The following is a 26,879-nucleotide window of genomic DNA, read 5'->3' as shown; positions in this document are numbered from 1 at the left end:
GTTTGTTGAATTTTTATTAACTCTGGGTTGAGTGTGTCGGGAGCGAGTGTGAGCAGCAAAGTGGAACAACTGCGTGCGCAGTTAAATGAACGTATTCTGGTGCTGGACGGCGGTATGGGCACCATGATCCAGAGCTATCGACTGAACGAAGCCGATTTTCGTGGTGAACGCTTTGCCGACTGGCCATGCGATCTGAAAGGCAACAACGACCTGCTGGTGCTCAGTAAACCGGAAGTGATCGCCGCTATCCATAACGCTTACTTTGAAGCGGGCGCGGATATCATCGAAACCAACACCTTCAACTCCACGACTATTGCGATGGCGGATTACCAGATGGAATCCCTGTCGGCAGAAATCAACTTTACGGCGGCGAAACTGGCGCGCGCCTGTGCTGATGAGTGGACCGCCCGCACGCCAGAGAAACCGCGCTACGTTGCCGGTGTTCTCGGCCCGACCAACCGCACGGCGTCTATCTCTCCGGACGTAAACGATCCGGCATTCCGTAATATCACTTTTGACCAGCTGGTGGCGGCCTATCGCGAGTCTACCAAAGCGCTGGTGGAAGGTGGCGCGGATCTGATCCTGATTGAAACCGTTTTCGACACCCTTAACGCCAAAGCGGCGGTCTTTGCGGTGAAAACGGAGTTCGAAGCGCTGGACGTTGAGCTGCCGATTATGATCTCCGGTACCATCACCGACGCCTCCGGGCGCACACTCTCCGGACAAACAACCGAAGCGTTTTACAACTCATTGCGCCACGCCGAAGCGCTGACCTTTGGCCTGAACTGTGCACTGGGGCCAGACGAACTACGCCAGTACGTGCAGGAGCTGTCGCGGATTGCGGAATGCTATGTCACCGCGCACCCGAACGCCGGGTTGCCCAACGCCTTTGGTGAATATGATCTCGACGCCGACATGATGGCAAAACAGATACGCGAATGGGCGCAAGCGGGCTTTCTCAATATCGTCGGCGGCTGCTGCGGCACCACGCCACAACATATTGCAGCGATGAGTCGTGCTGTAGAAGGATTAACGCCGCGCAAACTGCCAGAGATTCCCGTTGCCTGTCGTTTGGCTGGCCTGGAGCCGCTGAACATTGGTGACGACAGCCTGTTTGTGAACGTGGGCGAACGGACTAACGTCACCGGTTCCGCTAAGTTCAAACGACTGATTAAAGAAGAGAAATACAGCGAGGCGCTGGATGTGGCGCGTCAGCAGGTGGAAAACGGCGCGCAGATTATCGATATCAATATGGATGAAGGGATGCTCGACGCTGAAGCGGCGATGGTGCGTTTTCTCAATCTGATTGCCGGTGAACCGGATATTGCTCGCGTGCCGATTATGATCGACTCCTCAAAATGGGGCGTCATTGAAAAAGGTCTGAAGTGTATTCAGGGTAAAGGCATTGTTAACTCTATCTCGATGAAAGAGGGCGTCGATGCCTTTGTCCATCACGCGAAATTGTTGCGTCGCTACGGTGCGGCAGTAGTGGTGATGGCCTTTGACGAGCAGGGACAGGCCGATACCCGCGCACGGAAAATCGAGATTTGCCGTCGGGCGTACAAAATCCTCACCGAAGAGGTTGGCTTCCCGCCGGAAGATATCATCTTCGATCCGAACATCTTCGCGGTCGCCACCGGCATTGAAGAGCACAACAATTACGCGCAGGACTTTATCGGCGCGTGTGAAGATATTAAACGCGAACTGCCGCATGCGCTGATTTCTGGCGGTGTTTCTAACGTTTCTTTCTCATTCCGTGGCAACGATCCGGTGCGCGAAGCTATTCACGCGGTGTTCCTCTACTACGCTATTCGTAACGGTATGGATATGGGGATCGTCAACGCCGGGCAACTGGCAATCTATGACGACTTGCCCACGTCGCTGCGCGACGCGGTAGAAGATGTGATCCTCAATCGTCGCGACGATGGCACCGAGCGTTTACTGGAGCTTGCCGAGCAATATCGCGGCAGCAAAACCGACGATACCGCTAACGCCCAGCAGGCAGAGTGGCGCTCGTGGGAAGTGAATAAACGTCTGGAGTACTCGCTGGTCAAAGGCATTACCGAGTTTATCGAGCAGGATACCGAAGAAGCCCGCCAGCAGGCTACACGCCCGATTGAAGTGATTGAAGGCCCGCTGATGGACGGCATGAACGTGGTCGGCGATCTGTTTGGCGAAGGGAAAATGTTCCTGCCACAGGTGGTGAAATCGGCGCGCGTGATGAAGCAGGCGGTGGCCTACCTCGAACCGTTTATTGAAGCCAGCAAAGAGCAGGGCAAAACCAACGGCAAGATGGTGATCGCTACAGTGAAGGGTGACGTCCACGATATCGGTAAAAATATCGTTGGTGTGGTGCTGCAATGTAACAATTACGAAATTGTCGATCTCGGCGTGATGGTGCCTGCGGAAAAAATCCTCCGCACTGCCAAAGAAGTGAATGCTGATTTGATTGGCCTTTCGGGATTGATCACGCCATCGCTGGACGAAATGGTCAACGTGGCGAAAGAGATGGAGCGTCAGGGCTTCACCATTCCGTTATTGATTGGCGGCGCAACGACCTCAAAAGCGCACACGGCGGTGAAAATTGAGCAAAACTACAGCGGCCCGACGGTATATGTGCAGAACGCCTCACGCACCGTTGGTGTGGTGGCGGCGCTGCTTTCCGACACTCAGCACGATGATTTTGTTGCTCGTATCCGCAAGGAGTACGAAACCGTGCGTATTCAACACGGGCGCAAGAAACCGCGCACATCGCCAGTCACGCTGGAAGCGGCGCGCGATAATGATTTCGCTTTTGACTGGCAGGCTTACACGCCGCCGGTGGCGCATCGTCTCGGCGTGCAGGAAGTTGAAGCCAGTATCGAAACGCTACGTAATTACATCGACTGGACGCCGTTCTTTATGACCTGGTCGCTTGCCGGGAAGTATCCGCGTATTCTGGAAGATGAAGTGGTCGGCGTTGAGGCGCGGCGGCTGTTCAAAGATGCCAACGACATGTTGGATAAATTAAGCGCCGAAAAAACGCTCAACCCGCGTGGCGTGGTGGGGCTGTTCCCGGCAAACCGTGTGGGCGATGACATTGAAATCTACCGTGACGAAACGCGTACACATGTGATCAACGTCAGCTACCATCTGCGTCAACAGACCGAAAAAACGGGCTTCGCTAACTACTGTCTCGCTGACTTCGTTGCGCCGAAGCTATCTGGCAAAGCGGATTATATCGGTGCATTTGCCGTGACTGGTGGACTGGAAGAGGACGCACTGGCTGATGCCTTCGAAGCACAGCACGATGATTACAATAAAATCATGGTGAAAGCGCTTGCTGACCGTCTGGCAGAAGCCTTTGCGGAGTATCTCCATGAGCGTGTACGCAAAGTTTACTGGGGTTATGCGCCGAACGAGAACCTCAACAACGAAGAGCTGATCCGCGAAAACTATCAGGGTATCCGCCCGGCACCGGGCTACCCGGCCTGCCCGGAACATACGGAAAAAGCCACCATTTGGGAGCTGCTGGAAGTGGAAAAACATACCGGCATGAAACTCACGGAATCTTTCGCGATGTGGCCTGGTGCGTCGGTTTCGGGTTGGTACTTCAGTCATCCGGACAGCAAGTATTACGCGGTAGCGCAAATTCAGCGCGACCAGGTTGAAGACTATGCCCGCCGTAAAGGTATGAGCGTTGCTGATGTTGAGCGCTGGCTGGCACCGAATCTGGGCTATGACGCGGACTGATTCACAAATCTGTCACTTTTCCTTACAACAAACAGGGCGCTCAATGAGTGCCCTGTCTCTTTATTAATATGAAACACTTATACTGGAATCAGGCTGGAATAATCTTAGCCGGAAAAACGAATGCCAAAAGGCACAATAAAGATGCCAGTCAGCGTGTTTCCGGTCCTTTGGGCATTTAATTGCTTCAGGAACATATAACGATAAGGAGAACCTGAACTCGTGTTAACGCTGCTTCACCTGCTTTCTGCCGTCGCCCTGTTGGTCTGGGGGACTCATATTGTTCGAACAGGCGTAATGCGCGTCTTCGGGGCGCGCCTGCGAACGGTCCTTAGCCGGAGCGTCGAAAAGAAGCCGCTCGCCTTTTGCGCGGGGATTGGTGTTACTGCACTGGTGCAGAGCAGTAATGCCACCACCATGCTGGTGACCTCCTTCGTTGCTCAGGATCTGGTTGCCCTCGCACCGGCTCTGGTTATTGTGCTGGGTGCAGATGTCGGGACGGCGCTAATGGCGCGTATTCTCACCTTCGATTTATCCTGGTTGTCACCGTTACTTATTTTTATCGGCGTGATTTTTTTCCTCGGACGTAAACAGTCACGCGCCGGGCAACTGGGCCGCGTCGGTATTGGTCTTGGGCTGATTTTACTGGCGCTGGAATTGATTGTGCAGGCCGTAACGCCGATCACCCAGGCAAACGGCGTTCAGGTTATTTTTGCCTCGCTGACGGGAGACATTCTGCTGGATGCGCTGATTGGCGCGATGTTCGCCATTATCAGCTACTCCAGCCTTGCTGCTGTACTGCTGACCGCGACTCTGACCGCCGCAGGCATTATCTCCTTTCCCGTGGCACTGTGTCTGGTGATTGGTGCTAACCTCGGCTCCGGCCTGCTGGCGATGCTCAACAACAGTGCCGCCAATGCCGCAGCTCGCCGTGTCGCGCTGGGTAGTCTGTTGTTTAAGCTGGTGGGTAGCCTGATTATCCTGCCATTTGTCCATTTGCTGGCAGAGACAATGGGGAAGTTGTCATTGCCAAAAGCGGAGCTGGTGATCTATTTCCACGTCTTCTACAACCTTGCACGCTGCCTGGTTATGCTGCCATTCGTTGACCCGATGGCACGGTTTTGCAAAACGATTATTCGCGATGAACCGGAACTGGATACCCAGCTACGGCCCAAACATCTGGATGTCAGCGCGCTGGATACGCCCACGCTTGCTCTGGCGAACGCCGCCCGCGAAACCCTGCGCATTGGCGACGCCATGGAACAGATGATGGAAGGGCTGAATAAAGTGATACACGGCGAGCCACGGCAGGAGAAAGAGCTGCGTAAGCTGGCTGATGATATCAACGTCCTCTACACCGCCATTAAGCTGTATCTGGCGCGGATGCCAAAAGAAGAGCTGGCAGAGGAAGAGTCGCGTCGCTGGGCTGAGATTATTGAAATGTCGCTCAACCTTGAACAAGCCTCCGATATCGTCGAGCGCATGGGCAGTGAAATTGCCGACAAATCGCTGGCAGCAAGGCGAGCATTTTCGCTTGATGGCTTGAAGGAACTGGATGCGCTCTATGAGCAATTGCTCAGTAATTTAAAACTGGCAATGTCGGTTTTCTTTTCTGGCGATGTTACCAGTGCCCGTCGTTTGCGCCGCAGCAAGCATCGTTTTCGCATTCTTAATCGCCGCTATTCCCACGCTCACGTCGATCGCCTACATCAGCAAAACGTGCAGAGCATTGAAACCAGTTCGCTACATTTAGGCTTACTGGGAGACATGCAGCGCCTGAACTCGCTGTTTTGTTCAGTCGCTTACAGTGTGCTGGAACAGCCGGATGAAGATGAGGGGCGGGACGAGTATTAATACCGTGATCCTGTAGGCCTGATAAGACGCGTAAAGCATCACATCAGGCGCTATGTACAAGATGCCGGATGATGCATCCGGCAATTTACTTAAAAACGGTGTCCAGCTTCCAGTGGAACCGCTTCTTCACCAGCCTTAAACACATAAGTGGTATTCGGGCCACCCAGCGTAGCGTGACCTTTACTCACCGTGATCCAGTTACCTTCCGGTAAACCAATAATCGTCAGTTCTGGCGCGACTACCAGCAGTTCGCGAATACGCTGCTCACGGGTTTCACCTTTATGGCCTTCCGGCAGCGCGTTGGTGAAGTGCGGGTTAATTTGCAGCGGGAACAGATTCAGCGCATCGAAACCTTGTGGATCGACAATCGGCATATCGTTGGTAGTACGAATGGTTGGGCAAGCAAGGTTAGCGCCTGCGCTCCAGCCAATATACAGCTCGCCACGTTTAACCACGTCAGTAATTGGTGCCAGCAGCCCGCGCTCGCGGCACTGTTTCAGCAACTGGAAAGTATTACCGCCGCCGACAATCACAATTTCCGCATTTTCAATCGCGGCAACGGGATCGGTGACGCTATGAATACCGGTGACAGAAACACCCAGCGGAGCGAGAACAGCAGCCGTTTTCGCTGTGTAATCATCCCAGGTCTGCGTTACGCCAGCGAAAGGGATAAACACCGCTGAACGGCGCCCTTGCAACTGTTCAGCAATCAGCGGCAGCGCATGTTCCAGCCAGGCTTTACCCGGCAGCGTCGAGTTACTCAATAAAAGCAGTTCCATTACTTCTCCGGTTAGTAAGAAATCTCGGGAGGTATGCTACCACTGTGATGTTAACCGCTTACTGACATGGCTCACGATGTTGCGTATTGCACCAGACGCTGAGACTGATGACAAACACAGCATTGCCTGATGCGCTACGCTTATCAGGCCTACAGGATAATTGCAATATATTGAATTTTCGAGGTTTTGTAGGCCGGATAAGGCGTTTACGCCGCATCCGGCATGAACAATGCGCACTTTGCCAACAATCTGAGCGCCCGTTAAGGCACTGATGTTTCTTATCCTTCTCGTGCAAATTGTGCCGCTTCAGCAATCAGCTGCACATCAGGTCGTACGCCGGTATACATCGCGAATTGTTCGACGGCCTGTAAGGCTATCACCTCTGCGCCACTGATTGTCTGCTTATCAAGCTGTTGCGCCAGGCGAATGAGCGGCGTTTCCGGCGGCAATGCCACGACGTCAAAAACGATACTTGCCGCAGAGATCATTGCCTCGCTAAAGGCCAGCTCATGGCTCTCTTTACCACCGCTCATGCCGACAGGCGTCACGTTAACCAGAATGTCGCAGTCGATTCCTTCTGGCTGTGGTTGCCACCGAAAGCCATACTGTTTCGCCAGCGCCGGGCCGCTCTCGTGGTTGCGGGCGGCGATGATGACATCCGTAAACCCCGCGTCGCGAAAGGCGGCAATTACCGCTTTGCCCATGCCGCCACTACCACGAATCATCACCCGTTTGGTGGTATTGAGCTGGTGGTGAATAATCAGGCTTTTCACCGCGATGTAGTCAGTGTTAAATCCCGTCAGCTTGCCGTCGTCATTCACGATGGTATTCACAGAATCAATAACCCTTGCCGACGGATCGATAGCATCGAGAAAGGGCATACAGCTTTCTTTAAACGGCATCGACACAGCACAGCCGCGAATACCTAATGCGCGAACACCTTTCACCGCCGCCTCAATATCCTGTGTGGTGAACGCTTTGTAGATGAAATTCAGCCCCAGCGTTTCATACAGATAATTGTGAAAACGTGTGCCGAAGTTGCCGGGGCGACCAGCCAGCGACATGCAGAGTTGAGTATCGCGATTAATCATGGTTAATTGCCTCTGCATGAGTGAGCAGATATTGCTCTGCCTCACCGGACCAGATCCCCTGATGACGCGCCAAAATCGCCGCCAGGGCTTCATCCTGAATCTGCGTGAGTGACGTCAGCGGCAGGAATTTTCCGGTATACACCAGCTTTTTCCCGCCGCCGACAGTAGGTAACTCAAGCGTGGTTTCGCCCGCAGCATTCAGCCCAAGAATATGTGTTACCACTTTTGCTGCCTGCACTTTTTTCTCTTCGATCAGTTTAACCGCTGCGCGCATGTCGTCGGTATTGCCGCCTGACGTGCCAACGTAATGGGTAAAGGCATAATGCACATCATAGAAATTAATCGGTGCGCTGAAGAGTTTATCCTGCGGCCCGGCGAAGAAATTCAGGCAACCATCTGTCGCCAGCAAGGAGGAGGCAAGAGTCACTAGTCCTTCATTGGGGACAAAGACGAAAATATCATCGAAACCGTGACCGCCGCTCAGTGCCATTAACGTATCAAATGATGCATCGGCGGCATTGAGGTAATGAATCAGCGTTTGCGGTTCTGATGGATAGTGCTTCCGCGCATAACTCAATTTATCGTTGTCAGTATCGGTAATGACGAGCAGCGACGGATTAACCGGCCCATGCAGCGCATAATCGATCGCCAGAAGCCCCATCGGGCCGGTGCCGCCGAGGATCAGTGTGCGTCCTTGCGGGTAAATCCCCATCGTGTGGTTATAAGAGCCTTCCTGCGATGATAGTTGGCGTTGAATGCGCCAATCACGCAGGAGAGCGGTTCAACCAGCGAGCCTTCAAAGTAAGTTTCGCCTTCGTATGCCAGCAGGCAATCCTGTTCCATGACCTCATTTGGGATAACCACATGCGTGGCTTCGCCGCCCACCCACGGGAAGGAGTAGCCGGGGCAGTCCGGGCGATCCGGCAGTTGCAGGTTGGCCTGAATCACATAGCGCTGGCCGGGCCGGAACTTGTGCTGCCACTTTTTACCGACGGCCAGAATATCGCCGCAAAATTCATGGCCGATGATGATGGGATTGGTCGCCACATCGTCGGGCACTTTTTTGTGGTTTTCGCCCAGATTGGCCTCTTTCCAGGAGGAAAGACACAGGCTGTCAGTGATGACCGTCGCCAGAATTTCATTTTCCTGCATTTCAGGAAGGTCAAATGTTTCCAGACGCAGGTCACGTTTGCCATAAAGACGCAGAGCAGTTGTTTTCATAAACCACCTCATGTTTAGCGATGGCCCCGGCAGTCGCACCGGGGCGAAGAATCAGGACAGGAAGCCCAGTGCATTGCCGATAATCCCTAAGCCAAACAGGGCGAAGATCAGCCATACAGGGTTAATTTTTTTGTTGAGCAAACGCACCATCAGCAACGTCAAACCCAGCGCCAGCAGGCCAGGGCAGAGCTGGTCAAGAATGTTCTGCACGGTCATGGTGACGGTAGAACCGTCTGCGGCAGGTGTTTGCGAGACGACCAGCGGCACGTTGATTGACGTCCATTTGGTGACCAGCACGCCCATCACAAACAGGCCAAGAATTGACGCGCCCTCAGTCAGTTTTTGCAGCACATTCCCGCCCATGTCGCTGACGATATTCACGCCTTTGCGAAAGCCGAGCTGTAGGCCATACCACTTCATTGCCAGACGCACTGCGTTGAAAATAAAGAAGAACAGCAGCGGGCCAAGAATGTTGCCGGACAGTGCCAGCGAGGCGCCGAACGCGGCGGTAATCGGGCGCAGGGTTCCCCACACAAGCGGATCGCCGACCCCGGCCAGTGGGCCCATCAGGCCAACTTTGATGCCGTTAATGGTGCCATCATCAATTTCTGCACCGTTGGCGCGCGCTTCTTCCATGGCGGCGGTCACGCCGATGACCGGACCACACACGGCTGGCGTGGTATTGAAGAACACCAGGTGTCGCCTGAGCGCCGCAACCTGATCCTCTTTTAATGGGTAGAGTCGTTTGATAGCGGGGATCATGTCGTAGCAAAAGCCCAGCCCATGAATGCGTTCAAAGTTGAAGGACGCCTGTTGCAGGTTGGAGCGCAGAAACATGCTCACCAGATCGCTGCGTGTAATTTTTCTCTGTTCCATGATGGCTCCGTTAATCGTCAAGTTGGTCAAGGGTGGTGGAAGCGGTGGCCTGGAGTTGAGGTTCAGTTTTACGCCACTGTGGATTTAGCTGGATGTAGACCAGGGCCATGATCACGCCGACGCCACCGAATGCCAGCAGACTGAGATCGAGGTAGCCACCTGCGAGGAAGCCGAGGAAGAAGAAAGGCATCAAATATTTTACACCCATCATGCGTAGCACCATGGCGTAACCGACCACCACGATAAAACCGCCAGCAATCTGCAATCCACGGGTTACAAATTCGGGAATGGCGTTCAACATATTGCTCACCATATCGGCGCTGACGAACAGTGAGACAATCAGTGCCGGAATAGCAACGCGCAGCGCTTGCACGCCAAGCGCGGAGACATGCAGAATATCGAGAGTGCGAAACTGTGCTTCTTCCGCTGCTTTATCAGCCGCGTGCTGGAATACTACGGTGATGGTGCGGGCAAACACAGTAAGCACCTGGCCTGCCGCAGCCACAGGCAACGCGATGGCGATACCGGTGGCGATACTTTGCTGACCAACGATAACCAGAATGGCAGAGATTATGCTGGCGAGTGCAGAATCCGGAGATTGCGCCGCGCCGACGTTCATCCAGCCGAGAGCTATCAATTCCAGCGTACCACCGAGCATAATTCCGGTTTTTAAATCACCGAGAATTAAACCAATCACCGTACAGGCAATTAACGGGCGATGAGTCTGAAATTCATCCAGCACGCTGCCCATTCCGGCAATACAGGAAAAAAGAAATATGGCAATGATTTGTAGGGTACTTATTTCCATAATTTGTCACCTTTTAAGTGTCGTCATCCCTGCCTGTTAAAGCATATGTACACAGGCGCTATTATTTAATTTTCGACTAACTGTTCGTTTATTATGTCTATAATATTGATTGAGGGATCTGACGCTACGACGCGTAAATCCAGTGTGACGCCAAGATTATTTAATTCATGAAATGCGTTAATATCATCATCATCTAATGAAACCGCTTTAGTTAACTGTTTTTTTCCCGGGCACCAGGCCATTCCACCAATATTCAGCGTACCTATTTTTACCCCCTGGCGAATCATCGCTAAGGCATCCTGAGGCCGAGTAAAAAGATAAAATACGGTTTCGTCCTGATATTGTGGGTTGTGATAAACCGCGACGGCTTTTTCAATATCGACCACATTGACTTTCATTCCCGGCGGGGCAGCCTGGCGCAATAATGTCCGACGCACTTCATCGTTATACACCTCGTCATTACAGATAATGATGCGCTGAGCGTTAGCCACTTTCGACCATACGGTGGTGACCTGTCCGTGGATTAGGCGGTCATCAATGCGGGCGAGCGTAATGTTCATCAGAAATCCTCCTCAGCCGTTTCCAGTTGTTTCCAGACAACGCAGGTTTGCGTTGCGATTTGCATCAGGTGTTCACACAGTTCATCAACATTCATGCTGTCCTGGTTATCAACCAGTTCGAGCGCCAGTGGCAGAGAAAGGCCGCTGATCACCCGCAGGCGCGGATTACGCATCGCAAGCGTCGCTGCCGCATTCCACGGGCTGCCGCACTGTAAATCCACGGCGATCAACCACTCGCATTGATTGTGTGTGCTTACTAACTTTTCCAGTTTCGCCACGATATCTCCGGCGTTTTCGCCGGGCACAAATTCAACTGCTTCAACGTTGGCGTCGCCGTACACCATCTGAACCGATTCCAGCATGGCGCAGGCTAATTTGCCGTGGGCACAAAAAATGACGTTGACCATAAAACCTCCTTAACCGCGCGTTTTGCCGCCAGCAATGTTAGTGGTTACTCCGGTGATGTAGCTGGCACGTTCGGACAGCAGATAACACACAAAATCAGCTACTTCCGTTAATCTTCCCGCGCGCCCGATAGGAATGGAATGTTCGGTATAGCTTTTATGCAACTGCTCGACGGTGATATTGCGCGTCCACGCCAGCGCTTCTTCATATTCCGGCGTGCGCAGCCCGGTTTTTTCCAGAATCCCTGGGGCGATACCGACCACACGGATACCGTGTTTACCCAGTTCTTTCGACCAGGAACGCGTGAAGCTATTGAGTGCGGCCTTGGTAGCGGCGTAGCAACTTTGACCTTCAGAGCCTTCCAGTCCGCATTCCGAGGAGACGTTCACAATCACGCCATCGTGCTGTTTGACCATCTGTCGCGCCACCGCTTGCGACATCAGAAACACACCTTTTTGGTTGATATTGACCATCTTTTCGAATGCGGCTTCGTTGAGTTCATACTGTCCGGCAGGCGCTTTCTCATCGACTAACAGGCGCGGGAAATTAACCCCGGCGTTGTTGACCAAACCGTCAATGTGGCCAAAGCGTTGAATAATTTCCGCCACCGTATGATTTACCTCTTTGGCGCTGGAAATATCGGTTGGCCAGAACTGATAACCTTTATTGCTTGCATATTGACCGTCGCCACTGTGAATATCGGCCATCTGTACATTCACGCCTTGTGCTAATAATTCCTCTACAATCGCCAGACCAATACCGGATGCGCCGCCGGTGACAATAATGATTTTACCCTGCAAATTTAACCACGTTTGCATAACAGACTCCTGATTTTAGATAATAGGGACCCGCCGTAATTTTTATCACGGTAAACATCGGGGAGATTCTTATTTCAGTAATAGTTCAGCTGTGCTGCTATTCGTTACCAGACAATTAATATATTTTCCGCGCAGTGCACCAATAATTCCGCTGTATTTTTCTTCGCTCATGGCAATGCCAATGGAATACCGTGCCTGCTTTAATTTATTCATCTCGATAGAGAGCGTTTTCTCGCTCATATTCGTTTCTACTATTGCGCCGTGAATATCAAAAAAGCGTGAGCAAATATCCCCGGCAACCTGACGGGCATTCAGATCGTCACTCTCTTCCCCACCATAAAATGCATGCCAGTTGGCGCCATCGCGAATGGCCGGTGAGCCAATCCCCACCAGGGCGACATCCAGATTATCCCAGTAGGCAGAGATGGTTTTAAAGTGCTGAGACTGCATGATCCCATTACGAATTAAGGGGTTATCCAGCAGAGCCGGAAAATCCGCGAGATGCGATTCCCCTTTCAGCTTCGCCGCTGCGCTGTAGGTTAATGTGTTTACGTGATAGCGGCTTTCGAGTTTACCGGACGGCCCGCCAATAATCGGTACGCAGATTAATTGCCGCGATTGTCCTGCTTGCGGCAAGTTTTCAACCAATGCGCTCACCGCGCGGCCCCAGGAAAAACCAACAATATCACCAGGTTCCAGCAAACGATCTAACAATTGCGCGCCGTGTAACCCCATTACCGCCAACTGAGCGTCTTCCTCTTCATTGCGCCCCGATACCACCACCGCTTCTTTCAGGTCAAACTTTTGCTTCAGTTGCTGTTCCAGCCAGAGGTTTTCGTTGTAGTCATAGTTGATAGCGATGGTGACAATACCCTGTTCGCGACCCCGTTTAAGTAAGCGGCTGATGGTGGTCCGATAAATACCCAGTTCGCGGGCGATTTGCGCCTGCGTCATGTCCTGTTCGTAATAGAGTTGGGCAATCTTCACAATCAAACGGATGTCGTCACTGTTTTCCATCGCCGCCTCCTGATTTTGCACATTTGTGCAAATATGCTTTCTCACCGCTTGATCTGATATAACCCCATCATGATGGCCTTTCAAAGCGATTTTTCACTCTTTGCATGGGGTGGAATAGCGCTTTCTCTTGCACATTTGTTTCTTTGCGTAGTAGTCATCAGCACAGATGTGCAACGATTCGTAATATGTTGATTATCCTTATTTTGCCAGGCAAATTTGCATCGTGTTTCCGGAGACACTTTTGTGATAAAAGGCGTGGCAGATCACATTTAATTTCGACGTTGCTGCATAACCCAGTTTTTCCCCGCTAAGAGGTACGGTATATTCCGCGTTTTACAGGAGAATTTATGCTGCCCGACTCATCAGTCCGTTTAAATAAATACATCAGCGAAAGCGGAATTTGCTCACGCCGCGAAGCGGATCGCTATATCGAGCAAGGCAATGTGTTCCTTAATGGCAAGCGAGCCACCATTGGCGATCAGGTGAAACCCGGCGATGTTGTGAAAGTAAACGGCCAGTTGATTGAGCCTCGGGAAGCTGAAGATTTGGTACTTATCGCCATGAACAAGCCCGTAGGCATTGTCAGCACCACCGAAGATGGCGAGCGCGATAACATTGTCGATTTCGTTAACCACAGCAAACGCGTGTTCCCGATTGGCCGCCTGGATAAAGATTCTCAAGGGCTGATTTTCCTCACCAACCACGGCGATCTGGTGAATAAAATCCTCCGTGCCGGCAACGATCATGAGAAAGAGTATCTGGTGACGGTAGATAAACCGATTACCGATGAATTTATTCGTGGCATGGGGGCAGGGGTACCGATCCTCGGGACGGTGACTAAAAAGTGCAAAGTCAAAAAAGAAGCGCCGTTTGTCTTTCGCATCACCCTCGTGCAGGGGCTGAACCGTCAGATCCGTCGTATGTGCGAACACTTTGGTTACGAAGTGAAGAAGCTGGAACGTACGCGCATTATGAACGTCAGCTTAAGCGGTATTCCGCTGGGGGAGTGGCGCGATTTAACTGACGATGAGCTTATCGATCTTTTTAAGCTCATTGAAAATTCCTCTTCCGAGGCAAAACCTAAAGCGAAGGCCAAACCGAAAACGGCGGGCATCAAGCGCCCGGTGGTGAAGATGGAAAAAACATCAGAAAAAGGCGGTCGCCCGGCGTCAAATGGTAAACGTTTCACCTCGCCGGGGCGCAAAAAGAAGGGGCGCTGATTAACGTCTTCCGCGCGTCGACGTATTTGCCGACCAACTGAATGACGCTTCAGGATCCGGTTTATAAGCCTGCTTTTTCTTCAACTGGCGGGCTTTTTTCGCTTCAGCCTCACGCTCAACCATTAATTTATCGATGTACTCTTTCTTAATGCTGTTGGTTTCGGAGTTGGTCAGTACGCGACCATGCGCAATGCGCGCGCGATCCAGCAATGTTTTTAGTTCGCGCTGCTCGCGTTCAGTCATCTCTTTTTGGGTAATACGGGGGAGTGCCATGATGGTGCCCTCAGTTAGCTGATGGATTCAGTGTACGGGAATTTATTTGCAAGCAGAACTGATAATATTCCTTTGTTCTCTTCTTAAATATTTATCTTTCTTGATAATTGACGATAAACACAGATAAAAATTTAGCGAAAAAATCCCCCCTACAAACAACAATAATTTATTAAATCTATATTTTTCATTTGGTTAATAATCTTTTCTCTCTTCTGGCACGCTTCTCGCAATAACTCCTATGCGTTGATACTGAATTACAAAGGGGGTTAAACCCCGTCGGCACACCAGGAACGGCTAGGCTGTTTTCCGGGCGTGTTCCGTCAGCCTTTGACGCACTTATGGGTTCGATTCCCGCATTCATTCCTGAAATGAATACTGGTTGTAACTTATTAAATAAAAATGAGGGATTGCGCGGTCAATGATCCCCGATAACGTCGCCGATAAAGACGCCGGGTAACAGGCAAAAGGGAATTCCCCTGTCGCTTCGTATCTGCTTTCGCGACGGCTATTAAACAAGGAATAAACAATGATTAAAAAAATTAGCGTACGAAAAGATCAACTGGCATTACTGGCAAGAAAGGGTGATTACTATAAAGTGCTGCATGCAGGCAAGCATATTTTACCCTGGTTAAATACCCCGGAAGTGTTGCTGATTACGCTGGATGGCAGTGAAGTGCCCGATACACTGGCAGATTATTTGCGCCGCTTTCAGCCTGATTGGGTGGAAAGATATTGCCTGATGGCAGACTTGTCGGAGACTGAAGCCGGGGCGCTGTATATGGACGGTATTTTGCTGGAGATTCTACCGCCATCAACGCGTCGTTTGTACTGGCGTGTAGAGGATGATTTGACGCTGGTGCGGATGAATACGCAGCAAGTCCAGGTACAAACGGATGTGATGAATGCGGTATTGCAGCCACGGCGCAAAGGTGTTGTTAAAGGCCGCGACGCGATACTCACGGTGCAGGTTCCGGCCTGGCACGTAGGTGTGCTGAAAATCGATGGTGAAACGCAGGCGCTGTTACCGCCGGGGCTGACTGCGTACTGGAAAATAAATCATCTGGTTGAAGCTGAAGTGGTCGACACCCGCTTGCAGGTGCTGGAAGTTAGCGGGCAAGAAATCTTAACGAAAGATAAGGTTAATCTGCGGATTAACCTCGCCGCCAACTGGCGCTATAGTGACGTATTATTGGCGTTTAGTCAGTTGACGAAGCCGATAGATCATCTATATCGGGAGTTGCAGTTTGCGCTGCGTGAAGCAGTAGGTACGCGCACGTTGGACGAGCTGCTTGAAGATAAACAGATAATCGATGACGTCGTCAGCGAACAGGTAAAATCGCGCATGCAGCCATTTGGCATGGAGATCGCCTCGTTAGGGGTGAAAGATATTGTATTGCCTGGTGATATGAAAAATATCCTTGCGCAGCTAGTCGAAGCGGAGAAATCTGCACAGGCGAATGTGATTCGTCGCCGTGAAGAAACGGCAGCGACACGTTCGTTGTTGAATACCGCTAAGGTTATGGAAAACAATCCGGTGGCGTTACGCTTAAAAGAGCTGGAAACACTGGAAAGAGTGGCAGAACGGATCGATAACATCTCTGTTTTTGGCGGTCTGGACCAGGTTCTGCATGGATTAGTTAATATCAAAGGATGAGTCAAATGCTATTAAATGGCGTCAGTGCCGCAATGCGCGAAAGGGTTTCGCGGCAGTTAAACGAAATTGAGCAGCGATATGGCGTTAAAGTGCTGTATGCCTGTGAATCAGGGAGTCGCGGCTGTGGATTTGCTTCGCCCGATAGCGACTATGATGTGCGGTTCTTGTATGTTCATCCGTTGGAATGGTATCTGCGGGTGGTGTCACCACGTGATGTTATCGAACTGCCTATCGACAACGAGCTGGATGTTTCAGGCTGGGAATTGCGCAAGGCGCTGGGATTGTTGAAAGGCGCAAACCCGACGCTGATTGAATGGTTGGATTCACCGGTGGTTTATCAGCAAGATGAAGAGACGATAACGGCGCTAAAGACAATGGTGCCAAAGTGGTTTTCTCCGTTGCGTGCGCGTTGGCATTATTATTCGATGGCACGAAAAAACTTTCGCGGTTATTTACAAGGCGACGAAGTACGGCTGAAAAAATATTTTTACGTGCTGCGCCCGCTACTTGCCGTACGTTGGGTCGAAGCGGGTAAAGGCGTACCACCAATGCGCTTTGCCGATCTACTGATGGGAAGCGAACTTGATATGCCGTTACGCGCAGAAATAGACGAATTGCTGGAACGTAAACAACGTGCGGGGGAAGCGGAATATGGACCGCGTCGTCCATTGTTACATGAGTTTATCCGTGCAGAACTGGCGCGTGGGGAAATTCCACCGATGTTACCGGATAGCCGGGAAGGGGACGTTAAGGAACTGGATAGTTTGCTGTACCAGACGGTAATGCACCGGGTGTGATGCCCGGTGTTATTTCACTCCATCAGGCCTTATTCTTCTTGTGTATTCCCGCTGATTTCATTCTGGATAAGCGTTGCAATATCGTCATTCGTTGCCGCTTGTGAACTAAATATCATTTTCTCGCGCGAATACACCGAAAACTTATCTGCCAGGTTCGAAGCAAACACCTTGCTGGCATTTTCTGCCAGCAAATCGGTGACGATATCATGGTGATTTTTATCCACTTTTCGGGCGATATTTCCTGCCTCTTTATCCTTATTATACCGTTCATTGGTGCTTTCCCAACTTAATGCGGATGAAGTGGTTTTTATCATGACTTCCGTTCGGTAGCCTGCCTCTTTAAGTTTTTTTAATGTCTGTAGTGGTGTAGCGGCGTTACGAAATGTTCCTTCGACAACTATATTGAGCTTGCTGGCAATAGCTCTCTCAATTGCACATTCGACGGTTTCACCGGAAAATTTCGCGGTATGAGTAACAAAATCGTCACCGTAGGTTTTGTAGATATAATTAAAGTCAGGGTGCTGAAATCTGAAATCATCACCGTTAATAATCATTATGTTATCCTTTGTCTCCCTTTTTGCTAATTCAATCAAGGATGATTTCCCCGCCCCCGGTTGCCCACCTAATACAAAAGCAATGGGATGCTGCTGGGTGGTGACGACATTATTTGTCAGACGCTGCCATAGCGAATTAAAAGACGCTTTATTTTTTGAATGCTCAGTATTGTTGAATTCGCGCTGGTATTGAGTTCTGACTTGCTGAAGGCGTAACTTCCCTTGTACAAAATCTACAAGTTCAGACGGTGTTGAATAAAGATAATCGCGATAGCTGACTAATTGCGTTAGCGTATCACCGGGTTTCTGATTCTGTAAATTAACGTAATTATCAACGATGTTTGATAAAAACGCGATGCACTGGCTAACGCCATTTAAAAGTGCATCTTTTTCCATTAAAGTAGCCATTAACACTCCTGTTAAATAATATTTTCGATAATTATAACACTGCTTTACGGGAGTGATTTTGCTTTTCAGATATTATTTAGCCTATGTTTTCAGTGAGGATGGCGTATAGCAACAGGTGAACGCTATACGCCAGCAGGCAAGGATTATTCAAACAAATTACTATGCAGTTTCTGCACCACCTGCTCGGCATCTTCGCCGGGCACCAGGAAGCACAGGTTGTGGCTGGAAGCGCCGTAGCAAATCATGCGAATATTAAACGGTTCCAGTACGCCAAATACTTCTTTGCCAACGCCGCAGGCTTTTGACAGGTCATTACCAATCAATGCCACCAGCGCCAGACCTTCTTCCACTTCTACCCGGCATAGTGCAGACAGCTCCATCAGCAGAGATTGCGTCAGCAACGTATCGCCAGTGGAGGTTGAACCGGTGGTATCAAGGGTTAATGCCACGCTCACTTCTGACGTGGTGATTAAGTCTACCGAAATATTATGCCGCGCGAGGATGCCGAAAACTTCCGCGAGGAAACCGCGAGAATGCAGCATATTCAGGCTGTGCAAAGTGAGCAGCGTCTGATTGCGACGCAGCGCCAGAGCGCGGAACAGCGGTGGATTTTCAGTTTTATTGCACACCAGCGTACCGCCTGCATGTGGGTCTTTGCTGGAGCCGACAAAGACCGGAATATCGCTGCGTACTGCGGGTAGCAATGTTGCCGGATGCAGTACTTTTGCACCAAAAGTTGCCATCTCCGCCGCTTCGGCAAACGCGATTTCATCAATGCGTTTTGCTGCGGTGACCACGCGTGGATCGGTGGTGTAGATGCCTGGGACATCGGTCCAGATATCAACACGAGAAGCGTGTAAAGCCTCTGCCAGCAAGGCTGCCGTATAATCGCTTCCTCCACGGCCAAGCGTCGTTGTACGACCTTTACTTTCGCTGCCGATAAATCCCTGGGTGATCACTAAGCCTTCATTGAGGCGTGGGAGCAGCTGCAATGCGGCCAGTTCTGCCAGCGCGGCTACATCTGGCTCTGCACGACCAAATCGATCATTAGTACGCATTACTTTACGTACATCAAACCACTGTGCCTGAACATCGCGTTCGCGCAGGATCTCGACAAACAGCAGGGTCGACATCAGCTCGCCGTGGCTGACCAGTTCATCTGTCAGCGCCGGAGACGTTGCCAGCGCCGCCGCTTCAGCCAGAACAGTAATGTTCTCCAGCAGACGTTCAATCTCTTCGCGGATAACGTTCGGGTAACGCAGACGTTCCAGAATGGCAAACTGGATATTGCGGATAGCGTCGAGTTTTTCGAATCGCTCGCCAGGTTCCAGTCCTTCAGCTAAAGCGACCAGCAGATTAGTGATACCAGCAGAAGCCGAGAGGACAACTAAACGCACGTTGGCATCAGAAAGCACAATATCAGCGCTGCGGTTCATAGCGTCAAAATCAGCTACGCTGGTACCGCCAAATTTGGAGACAATAATTTCAGACATAACTACCTCGTGTCAGGGGATCCATTTTCAGCCTTGGCACAAGGGAAGAGCGGAAGACGGGTGGGCGCAGAGCGATACTTCGCTACTATTTTCACCCAGAAGTGCTCCACCACTTGCGAAACGCCCGACTGCGAACGCTTCTGGTGACAACCCAGGGGATTCAGCCCCTGTAGCCGATGATGAACGTGGCCAGCCGTTCAATCACCTCGGCGATGCTCCCCCTCAGGTGTTATCACAGGACTGGCTCCTCCAACACCGTTACTTGGGCAACGCGCCTCTTCTGGCCTGCGCAAGCGCAGGTAGTACATTTATAAATAAAGGGTGAGCGGGGCGGTTGTCAACGATGGTGTCATGCGGATTTTTCATCCACTCCTGGCGATCAGTAGTTCAGCTAATAACTGCTTCACCGCGCTAAGGATTTACACTCAACATTACGCCAACGGCACTAAAACCATCACATTTTTCTGTGACTGGCGCTACAATCTTCCAAAGTCATAATTCTCAAAATCAGAAGAGTATTGCTAATGAAAAACATCAATCCAACGCAGACCGCTGCCTGGCAGGCACTACAGAAACACTTTGATGAAATGAAAAACGTTACGATCGCCGATCTTTTTGCTCAAGACAGCGATCGTTTTTCTAAGTTCTCCGCAACCTTCGACGATCAGATGCTGGTGGATTACTCCAAAAACCGCATCACTGAAGAGACGCTGGCGAAATTGCAAGATCTGGCGAAAGAGTGCGATCTGGCTGGCGCGATTAAGTCGATGTTCTCTGGCGAGAAGATCAACCGCACCGAAAACCGTGCCGTGCTGCACGTGGCGCTGCGTAACCGTAGCAATACCCCGATTCTGGTTGATGGCAAAGATGTCATGCCGGAAGTTAACGCCGTGCTGGAGAAGATGAAAACCTTCTCACAAGCGATTATTTCGGGTGAGTGGAAAGGCTATACCGGCAAAGCAATCACCGACGTGGTGAACATCGGGATCGGCGGTTCTGACCTCGGCCCGTACATGGTGACCGAAGCACTGCGTCCGTACAAAAATCACCTGAACATGCACTTTGTTTCTAACGTCGATGGGACTCACATTGCGGAAGTGCTGAAAAAAGTAAACCCGGAAACCACCCTGTTCCTGGTGGCGTCTAAAACCTTCACTACCCAGGAAACTATGACCAACGCCCATAGCGCGCGTGACTGGTTCCTGAAAGCGGCGGGTGATGATAAACACGTTGCGAAACACTTCGCTGCGCTTTCCACCAACGCGAAAGCCGTTGGTGAGTTTGGTATTGATACCGCCAACATGTTCGAGTTCTGGGACTGGGTCGGCGGCCGTTACTCTCTGTGGTCAGCGATTGGTTTGTCGATTGTTCTCTCTATTGGCTTTGATAACTTCGTTGAGTTGCTTTCCGGCGCACACGCAATGGACAAGCATTTCTCCACCATGCCTGCCGAGAAAAACCTGCCTGTACTGTTGGCGCTGATCGGCATCTGGTACAACAATTTCTTCGGCGCGGAAACTGAAGCGATTCTGCCGTACGACCAGTATATGCACCGTTTCGCGGCGTACTTCCAGCAGGGCAATATGGAGTCCAACGGTAAGTACGTTGACCGTAATGGTAACGTGGTTGATTACCAGACTGGCCCGATTATCTGGGGTGAGCCGGGTACTAACGGTCAGCACGCGTTCTACCAACTGATCCACCAGGGTACGAAGATGGTGCCGTGCGATTTCATCGCCCCGGCTATCACCCATAACCCGCTCTCTGATCATCACCAGAAACTGCTGTCTAACTTCTTCGCTCAGACCGAAGCGCTGGCGTTTGGTAAATCCCGTGAAGTGGTTGAGCAGGAATATCGCGATCAGGGTAAAGATCCGGCAACGCTCGACTACGTGGTGCCGTTCAAAGTGTTCGAAGGTAACCGCCCGACCAACTCTATCCTGCTGCGCGAAATCACTCCGTTCAGCCTGGGGGCGTTGATTGCGCTGTATGAGCACAAAATCTTTACTCAGGGCGTGATCCTGAACATCTTCACCTTCGACCAATGGGGCGTGGAGCTGGGTAAACAACTGGCGAACCGTATTCTGCCGGAGCTGAAAGATGGCAAAGAAATCAGCAGTCACGATAGCTCAACCAATGGTCTGATTAACCGCTATAAAGTGTGGCGTGGTTAATCATCGAGCATGCCTGATGCCGATATGTAGGCCGGATAAGGCGTTTACGCCGCATCCGGCAACCGGTGCCTGATGCGACGCTTTACGCGTCTTATCAGGCCTACAGGTCGATGCCGATATGTACATCGTATTCGGCAATTGATGCATAGCACGATTAATTAAATAACCTTAATAACAATGCCGACTATAAGTCGGCATTGTTTTATCAGATAAATCCCCTTGTCTGTGATTTAACGAAAATCATACCTTGAGGTTAATCCTGAAATAGATTTTTAATCGTGGTTGATTTCGAAAAATACACAGGCTAATTATTTTTGATTTTATTTTAACTTTTTTGATTTTCAACCTTATTTGTATATAAGTTGTGGATTATATTTGATATTCATTCCAATTATCCTAAAACCCCATCACTCATTCCCCGCGCCATAATTCGCATGCTTTAGTTGTGTATACTCGATCCTGCCCGAAATATTTTTGGGTAAATATCCATTCATTCAATGAAGGGAAATTGTTATGACAAAAGTTCTGTATGGCATTTTTGCCATATCTGCGCTTGCGGCGACTTCTGCGTGGGCTGCAAAGTATGTATCCCAAAATAATTCGAGTTGCAGGAAGGCGACAAGCGAGTGAGTCCCCAAGAGCATAGATAACTATGTGACCGGGGTGAATGAGTGCGGTCACCGCATCTGCTGAAGTATGAAGGGGATTAACCATAACCACACTCCGGAGTGGTTATTCAGCTCCTCTGGAGAAGAGTCGTGAAGCGACCTGCACTCGTTCTTATCTGCCTGCTCGGCGGCTATCTCGAAACCATGTTTGGCGGTGCGGGGGCAGAAGTGTTGTATCGCCCGCTGGACAGCAATTGGGCGTTTGGTCTGGATGCTAACTACGTTAAACAACGTAACTGGCGTAGCGCAAAAGATATGATGAAATTCACCGATTACAGCGTGAAAACCGGACATCTGACCGCATACTGGACGCCATCTTTTGCTCAGGATGTGTTAGTGAAAGCCAGTGTCGGGCAGTATCTGGCAGGGGATAAAGGCGGCACGCTGGAAATCGCCAGGCGTTTTGACAGCGGTGTGATGGTGGGGGGCTATGCCACGATCACTAATGTTTCGCAAGAGGAGTACGGCAAAGGGGACTTCACCAAAGGCGTGTATGTTTCTGTACCGTTGGATCTCTTCTCGTCTGGCCCGACACGCAGCCGTGCGGCAATTGGCTGGACGCCGCTGACGCGTGACGGGGGTCAGCAACTTGGGCGCAAGTTCCAGTGGTATGACATGACCAGCGACCGAAGCGTGAATTTCCGCTAAGTCATGGGAAAGGTGCCAGTTTTCGCACTCACTGGCACCCTCATTCTTAATGGCCTGTCGAGCCATCAGGAACGCAGTTCACCCCCGGTTTGCGATCTGGTGTGTAAAGGCGAAAACATTCTGTCTTCCTGTCCGTCGATATCGGTTGCAGGTCTGGTTGCCTGAGCGACTGGGCCATCATTGGGCTGGAGACATTGCTTTGCGGCAGGTCGGCTTTATCAGCAGTACCGAGCGGACCAGCATAAGCAGGAAGAACAGAGACTGATAACAACAAAGCAGCAAAATAAGGCTTCATTTTTACCACCTTTATCAGGTTACGTTTCATTTGTTCCAGAGGAACATTGTCGATTTTTCGCGCATTGCTGGTGGCTGGGAATCACCTGAATGGGTGATTTTCTGAGGTAATGTGTCTTGCCGGATGCGCCGCGAGACGCGGCTTATCCGGCCTACGGGTAGGACGGATAAGGTGTTTACGCCGAATCCGACGTTGGTTGGCAGATGCCCACTTAATCCAGATTGAACAAAACATACACAAAAAATATAGATCTCCGTCACATTTCTGCGTTATACAGGAAGCTCGCCACTGTGAAGGAGGTACTGCTATGACGTCACTCTCTCGTCCGCGCGTGGAGTTTATCTCCACCATTTTGCAGACCGTTCTCAATCTTGGCCTGTTGTGCCTCGGCCTGATTTTGGTTGTCTTTCTCGGCAAAGAAACGGTGCATCTGGCTGATGTGCTGTTCGCGCCAGAACAAACCAGCAAATATGAGCTGGTGGAAGGACTGGTGGTTTATTTTCTCTATTTCGAATTTATCGCGCTGATTGTGAAGTATTTTCAGTCCGGTTTTCACTTCCCGCTACGTTACTTTGTCTATATCGGGATCACCGCTATTGTGCGCTTGATCATCGTCGATCATAAATCGCCACTGGATGTGTTGATCTACTCGGCAGCGATCCTGTTACTGGTGATCACCCTGTGGCTGTGTAATTCGAAACGGCTGAAGCGGGAGTAAAAAAAGGCGCTCCGTAGAGCGCCGAATAACAGTCACAAGTTGGGATAACGTAAGTTGAGGGTGCAGCGGCATAACATTGGCAGAACAACATCTTTAACCTTTCACACCACCTGCCGTCAGGCCGTTGACCAGCCAGCGTTGAGCCAGTAAGAAGACGAGGGTGATCGGTAATGCAGACATCACGGCAGCGGCGGCAAAGTCACCCCACAGGTAGTTTTGCGGGTTGAGGTATTGCTGCATCCCCACGGCCAGGGTGTAGCTGTTTACGTCACGCAGTAACAGCGATGCGACCGGAACTTCAGTAATGGCAGCGATAAACGACAGGATGAACACCACCGCCAGAATCGGTACTGACAGCGGCAACAGGACAAGGCGGAAGGCCTGCCACGGTGTTGCTCCATCCAGCGCCGCCGCTTCTTCCAGCGAACTGTCGATGGTTTCGAAATAACCTTTGATGGTCCAGACATGCAGCGCAATCCCACCCAGATATGCGAAGATTACGCCGCCGTGAGTATTCAGGCCAATGAATGGAATGTACTCACCCAGACGATCAAACAATGCATACAACGCGACCAGTGAAAGTACGGCCGGGAACATCTGGAAAATCAGCATTCCTTTCAGCAGCGTCGATTTGCCTGGAAAGCGCATACGGGCGAAAGCGTAGGCGCAGGTGGTGGAGAGCACTACAATGCCAATCGCGGAAATCCCGGCGACTTTTACCGAGTTCCATAGCCACAGCAGTACCGGGAATGGCGGTGGCGTAATGCGGCCATCAGCCTGTTCAACGCTAAAACCTAACGCCAGTTTCCAGTGATCCCAGGAGATTTGCTCCGGGATCAGGCTACCGGTCGCGAAGTTCCCCTGACGCAGCGAGATGGCGACGACCATCAGCAGCGGGAACATAATCGCTGCGATAAAAAGTAGCAGTAGCAGGTGAGTAATAAACAAACGTGCTTTTTGCGATTTCGGTTGGACCATGGCCATTTTTGTTATCTCCCTTAATCAAACTTCATTCGCGTGGCTTTCAGGTTCACTATCGCCAGCGCACCCACCAGCAGGAAGATCAGCGTGGCAATTGCTGCCGCCAGACCGAAGTCCTGACCCCCACCGCCTTCAAAAGCGATACGGTAGGTGTAGTTAACAAGCAGGTCGGTATAACCGGCTGGCGTAGTCGTGCCAAGACGATCCGGGCCGCCGTTGGTTAACAGTTGAATCAGCACGAAGTTGTTAAAGTTAAAGGCGAAGCTGGCGATCATTAGCGGCGTCAGCGGTTTAATCAGTAACGGCAGCGTAATCTTAAAGAAGTTCTGGAATGGACCTGCACCATCCATTGCTGAGGCTTCATACAGATCGTCCGGAATCGCTTTCAGCAAGCCCATGCAGAGGATCATCATGTACGGATAACCCAGCCAGGTATTGACGATAATCAGCATCGTTCGGGCGGTGGTCGGATCGCTAAACCAGGCTGGTTTCACGCCAAACAGCGCACTTAACATCATGTTGATCTCACCGAAGCTCTGGTTAAACAACCCTTTAAAAATCAAGATTGAAATAAACGATGGCACCGCGTAGGGCAGAATCAGCAGGACACGATAGACCGCTTTGCCGCGCAACGCCTCCCACTGCACCAGACACGCCAGAACCATGCCGACCGCCACCGTGAAAAAGACGGTGATCAGCGAGAACACCACGGTCCAGACGAAAATGGCGAGGAATGGTTTCTGGATGCCTTCGTCGGTGAAGACGCGGGTAAAGTTTTTCCAGCCGGTGGTCACGGTGTAACCGGGGCTTAGCTTTTCATCGCCCCAGTTGCTGTCGGCGGTAATGGACTGGTAAAAGCCAATTTGGTTATTCGGACGATATTTCACGCCGCTCTGATTATTCGTCAGCGAGCCGTCACCGTCGAGTGTGTAGAGCGGCTGCGTGTCAGAAAACTGGCGCAGGGAGCTCATCATCACTTTGTTGCCATCCGGAGTATGGCGGTAATGTCACTCAGCGCCTGACGATTTTGGGTAATCACGCGCAGATTCGCGCGCTCGCCTTCGGGCTGGGCGAGCGTTGCTTTCAGTTGCAGTTTTTGTTCGCCGCCAAATTTAAAAGCGTCGGAGAGGTAATTTTTGCCGGTTTCGCCGTCGCTGAGTGCCAGCTGCCACTCATCGCCCGCCGGGTAAAGACCAAAGTTATAGGTTTTGCCTGCTTGCCAGGAGCGATCTAACAATACTTCCTGTGCACGTTCAAAAGTCAGTTGGTTAGTGCTGCTGTAGTTGGTGAAGGCAATGGCGATGGTACAGACCAGAGGAAAGAGGACGAATAGACCCATCCCGGCCATTCCCGGATAGACATAGCGCCAGGCGTAGGCTTTACGATTAGTGAAAATATACAGCCCCGCTGAGCTCAATATCAGCGTGGTAATGGCGAACAGGTATTCCCCTTGTGCGTACATTAAAACAACAAGGTAACCCACCAGCAGACCGAGCAGACCTGACACTGACCATTTCAGCGCGTCGCTTTGCCACCAATGTTTCTTTTTAATGACATCCATGGGGTTCTTCCTCATTCCAGGACGGATAAGGCGTTAATGCCTTATCCGACAATAATTGCCTGATGCGACGCTGACGCGTCTTATCAGGCCTACATACGTTTTGGTTTTGTAGGCCGGATAAAGCGTTCACGCCGCATCCGGCAACAACTGTCTGATGCGACGCTGACGCGTCTTATCAGGCCTACATACGTTTTGGTTTTGTGGGCCGGATAAAGCGTTCACGCCGCATCCGGCAACAACAGCCTGATGCGACGCTGACGCGTCTTATCAGGCCTAC

20 protein-coding genes, 4 pseudogenes and 1 riboswitch are annotated in these 26,879 nt (G+C 51.1%); of the genes and pseudogenes, 9 read left to right on the top strand and 15 right to left on the bottom strand.

Annotated elements, in window-relative coordinates; genetic code table 11:
• Positions 1-48: 48 nt before the first annotated feature.
• Entirely contained in the window at positions 49-3,732 is a 3,684-nt protein-coding gene (metH, locus tag A7090_RS14040; RefSeq protein WP_105274490.1) for a methionine synthase, read from the top strand.
• 219 nt (positions 3,733-3,951) lie between these two features.
• Positions 3,952-5,583, top strand: a complete 1,632-nt coding sequence (locus A7090_RS14035) for a Na/Pi cotransporter family protein (RefSeq protein ID WP_105274489.1) — start codon at positions 3,952-3,954, stop codon at positions 5,581-5,583.
• 89 nt (positions 5,584-5,672) lie between these two features.
• On the opposite strand, the gene pepE is transcribed toward A7090_RS14035, so the two are convergent.
• The 9 genes and pseudogenes from pepE to A7090_RS13990 all read right to left on the bottom strand — a co-directional run bounded on the left by pepE (position 5,673) and on the right by A7090_RS13990 (position 13,158).
• The gene (gene pepE / locus A7090_RS14030; RefSeq protein ID WP_105274488.1) at positions 5,673-6,362 is read right to left on the bottom strand and encodes a dipeptidase PepE; all 690 of its coding nucleotides are present in this window, start codon (positions 6,360-6,362) and stop codon (positions 5,673-5,675) included.
• A gap of 278 nt (positions 6,363-6,640) precedes the next feature.
• A complete protein-coding gene (locus tag A7090_RS14025; RefSeq protein ID WP_105274487.1) occupies positions 6,641-7,453 on the bottom strand; it encodes a shikimate 5-dehydrogenase in 813 nt (270 codons plus the stop codon).
• A pseudogene (gene sorE, locus A7090_RS14020) lies at positions 7,446-8,674 on the bottom strand (L-sorbose 1-phosphate reductase). The gene A7090_RS14025 and the pseudogene sorE overlap by 8 nt, the downstream one beginning before the upstream one ends.
• A 51-nt stretch (positions 8,675-8,725) precedes the next feature.
• Positions 8,726-9,550, bottom strand: coding sequence for a PTS system mannose/fructose/sorbose family transporter subunit IID (locus A7090_RS14015; RefSeq protein ID WP_123056956.1), 825 nt, complete (start codon positions 9,548-9,550; stop codon positions 8,726-8,728).
• Positions 9,551-9,560: 10 nt separating this feature from the next.
• Positions 9,561-10,358: a PTS mannose/fructose/sorbose transporter subunit IIC gene (locus tag A7090_RS14010; RefSeq protein ID WP_105274485.1), complete on the bottom strand. Its 798-nt coding sequence runs from the start codon at positions 10,356-10,358 to the stop codon at positions 9,561-9,563.
• 65 nt (positions 10,359-10,423) lie between these two features.
• Positions 10,424-10,918 carry a PTS system mannose/fructose/N-acetylgalactosamine-transporter subunit IIB gene (locus tag A7090_RS14005; protein ID WP_105274484.1) on the bottom strand — a complete coding sequence of 165 codons (495 nt, stop codon included), beginning with the start codon at positions 10,916-10,918 and terminating at the stop codon, positions 10,424-10,426.
• Entirely contained in the window at positions 10,918-11,325 is a 408-nt protein-coding gene (locus tag A7090_RS14000; RefSeq protein ID WP_105274483.1) for a mannose/fructose/sorbose PTS transporter subunit IIA, read from the bottom strand. Before A7090_RS14000 ends, A7090_RS14005 begins: the two co-directional genes overlap by 1 nt.
• A 9-nt stretch (positions 11,326-11,334) precedes the next feature.
• Positions 11,335-12,141, bottom strand: a complete 807-nt coding sequence (locus tag A7090_RS13995; RefSeq protein WP_105274482.1) for an SDR family oxidoreductase — start codon at positions 12,139-12,141, stop codon at positions 11,335-11,337.
• Positions 12,142-12,210: 69 nt separating this feature from the next.
• Positions 12,211-13,158 (bottom strand): sugar-binding transcriptional regulator, encoded by a 948-nt coding sequence (locus A7090_RS13990; protein ID WP_105274481.1) that lies wholly within the window; start codon positions 13,156-13,158, stop codon positions 12,211-12,213.
• A 347-nt stretch (positions 13,159-13,505) separates the two neighbouring features.
• Here A7090_RS13990 and rluF point away from each other — a divergent pair, with 347 nt between their 5' ends.
• Complete coding sequence (gene rluF / locus A7090_RS13985) at positions 13,506-14,378, top strand: 23S rRNA pseudouridine(2604) synthase RluF (protein WP_105274480.1); 873 nt, start codon at positions 13,506-13,508, stop codon at positions 14,376-14,378.
• Here rluF and A7090_RS13980 read toward each other — a convergent pair whose 3' ends face one another.
• Complete coding sequence (locus A7090_RS13980; protein ID WP_001207638.1) at positions 14,379-14,651, bottom strand: DUF3811 domain-containing protein; 273 nt, start codon at positions 14,649-14,651, stop codon at positions 14,379-14,381.
• A 526-nt stretch (positions 14,652-15,177) separates the two neighbouring features.
• Between A7090_RS13980 and A7090_RS13975 the strand changes: the two genes are divergently transcribed.
• Positions 15,178-16,305, top strand: a complete 1,128-nt coding sequence (locus A7090_RS13975; protein ID WP_105274479.1) for a slipin family protein — start codon at positions 15,178-15,180, stop codon at positions 16,303-16,305.
• Positions 16,306-16,310: 5 nt separating this feature from the next.
• Positions 16,311-17,102, top strand: coding sequence for a nucleotidyltransferase domain-containing protein (locus A7090_RS13970; protein WP_105274478.1), 792 nt, complete (start codon positions 16,311-16,313; stop codon positions 17,100-17,102).
• Positions 17,103-17,131: 29 nt separating this feature from the next.
• Here the strand turns inward: A7090_RS13970 and A7090_RS13965 are convergent, their stop codons facing one another.
• Together A7090_RS13965 and lysC are read right to left on the bottom strand one after the other, a co-directional pair.
• Entirely contained in the window at positions 17,132-18,064 is a 933-nt protein-coding gene (locus A7090_RS13965) for a zeta toxin family protein (RefSeq protein WP_105274477.1), read from the bottom strand.
• A 143-nt stretch (positions 18,065-18,207) separates the two neighbouring features.
• Complete coding sequence (lysC, locus tag A7090_RS13960; RefSeq protein ID WP_105274476.1) at positions 18,208-19,557, bottom strand: lysine-sensitive aspartokinase 3; 1,350 nt, start codon at positions 19,555-19,557, stop codon at positions 18,208-18,210.
• A gap of 91 nt (positions 19,558-19,648) precedes the next feature.
• Positions 19,649-19,845, bottom strand: a riboswitch (Lysine riboswitch).
• A 236-nt stretch (positions 19,846-20,081) separates the two neighbouring features.
• Between lysC and pgi the strand changes: the two genes are divergently transcribed.
• From pgi to A7090_RS13945, 3 genes and pseudogenes are all read left to right on the top strand, one after another.
• A complete protein-coding gene (gene pgi / locus A7090_RS13950; RefSeq protein ID WP_105274475.1) occupies positions 20,082-21,731 on the top strand; it encodes a glucose-6-phosphate isomerase in 1,650 nt (549 codons plus the stop codon).
• Between the two features lie 513 nt (positions 21,732-22,244).
• Positions 22,245-22,310, top strand: a pseudogene (locus A7090_RS26605) (exopolysaccharide production protein YjbE); the annotation flags it as partial.
• A gap of 215 nt (positions 22,311-22,525) precedes the next feature.
• Positions 22,526-23,047 (top strand): annotated as a pseudogene (locus A7090_RS13945) (YjbH domain-containing protein); the annotation flags it as partial.
• A 46-nt stretch (positions 23,048-23,093) separates the two neighbouring features.
• Here A7090_RS13945 and A7090_RS13940 read toward each other — a convergent pair.
• A complete protein-coding gene (locus tag A7090_RS13940; RefSeq protein WP_024212568.1) occupies positions 23,094-23,372 on the bottom strand; it encodes a hypothetical protein in 279 nt (92 codons plus the stop codon).
• A 277-nt stretch (positions 23,373-23,649) separates the two neighbouring features.
• Here A7090_RS13940 and psiE point away from each other — a divergent pair, with 277 nt between their 5' ends.
• The gene (gene psiE, locus A7090_RS13935; RefSeq protein ID WP_000202902.1) at positions 23,650-24,060 is read left to right on the top strand and encodes a phosphate-starvation-inducible protein PsiE; all 411 of its coding nucleotides are present in this window, start codon (positions 23,650-23,652) and stop codon (positions 24,058-24,060) included.
• Positions 24,061-24,153: 93 nt separating this feature from the next.
• Here psiE and malG read toward each other — a convergent pair whose 3' ends face one another.
• Positions 24,154-25,044, bottom strand: coding sequence for a maltose ABC transporter permease MalG (malG, locus tag A7090_RS13930; protein WP_105274474.1), 891 nt, complete (start codon positions 25,042-25,044; stop codon positions 24,154-24,156).
• A gap of 14 nt (positions 25,045-25,058) precedes the next feature.
• A pseudogene (gene malF / locus A7090_RS13925) lies at positions 25,059-26,602 on the bottom strand (maltose ABC transporter permease MalF).
• Positions 26,603-26,879 lie beyond the last annotated feature (277 nt).

This window comes from Escherichia sp. MOD1-EC7003 (assembly GCF_002965065.1).
Lineage (GTDB): Bacteria > Pseudomonadota > Gammaproteobacteria > Enterobacterales > Enterobacteriaceae > Escherichia.
Note: the sequence above shows the minus strand (reverse complement) of the source record. Positions and strands in the feature narration are given on the sequence as shown.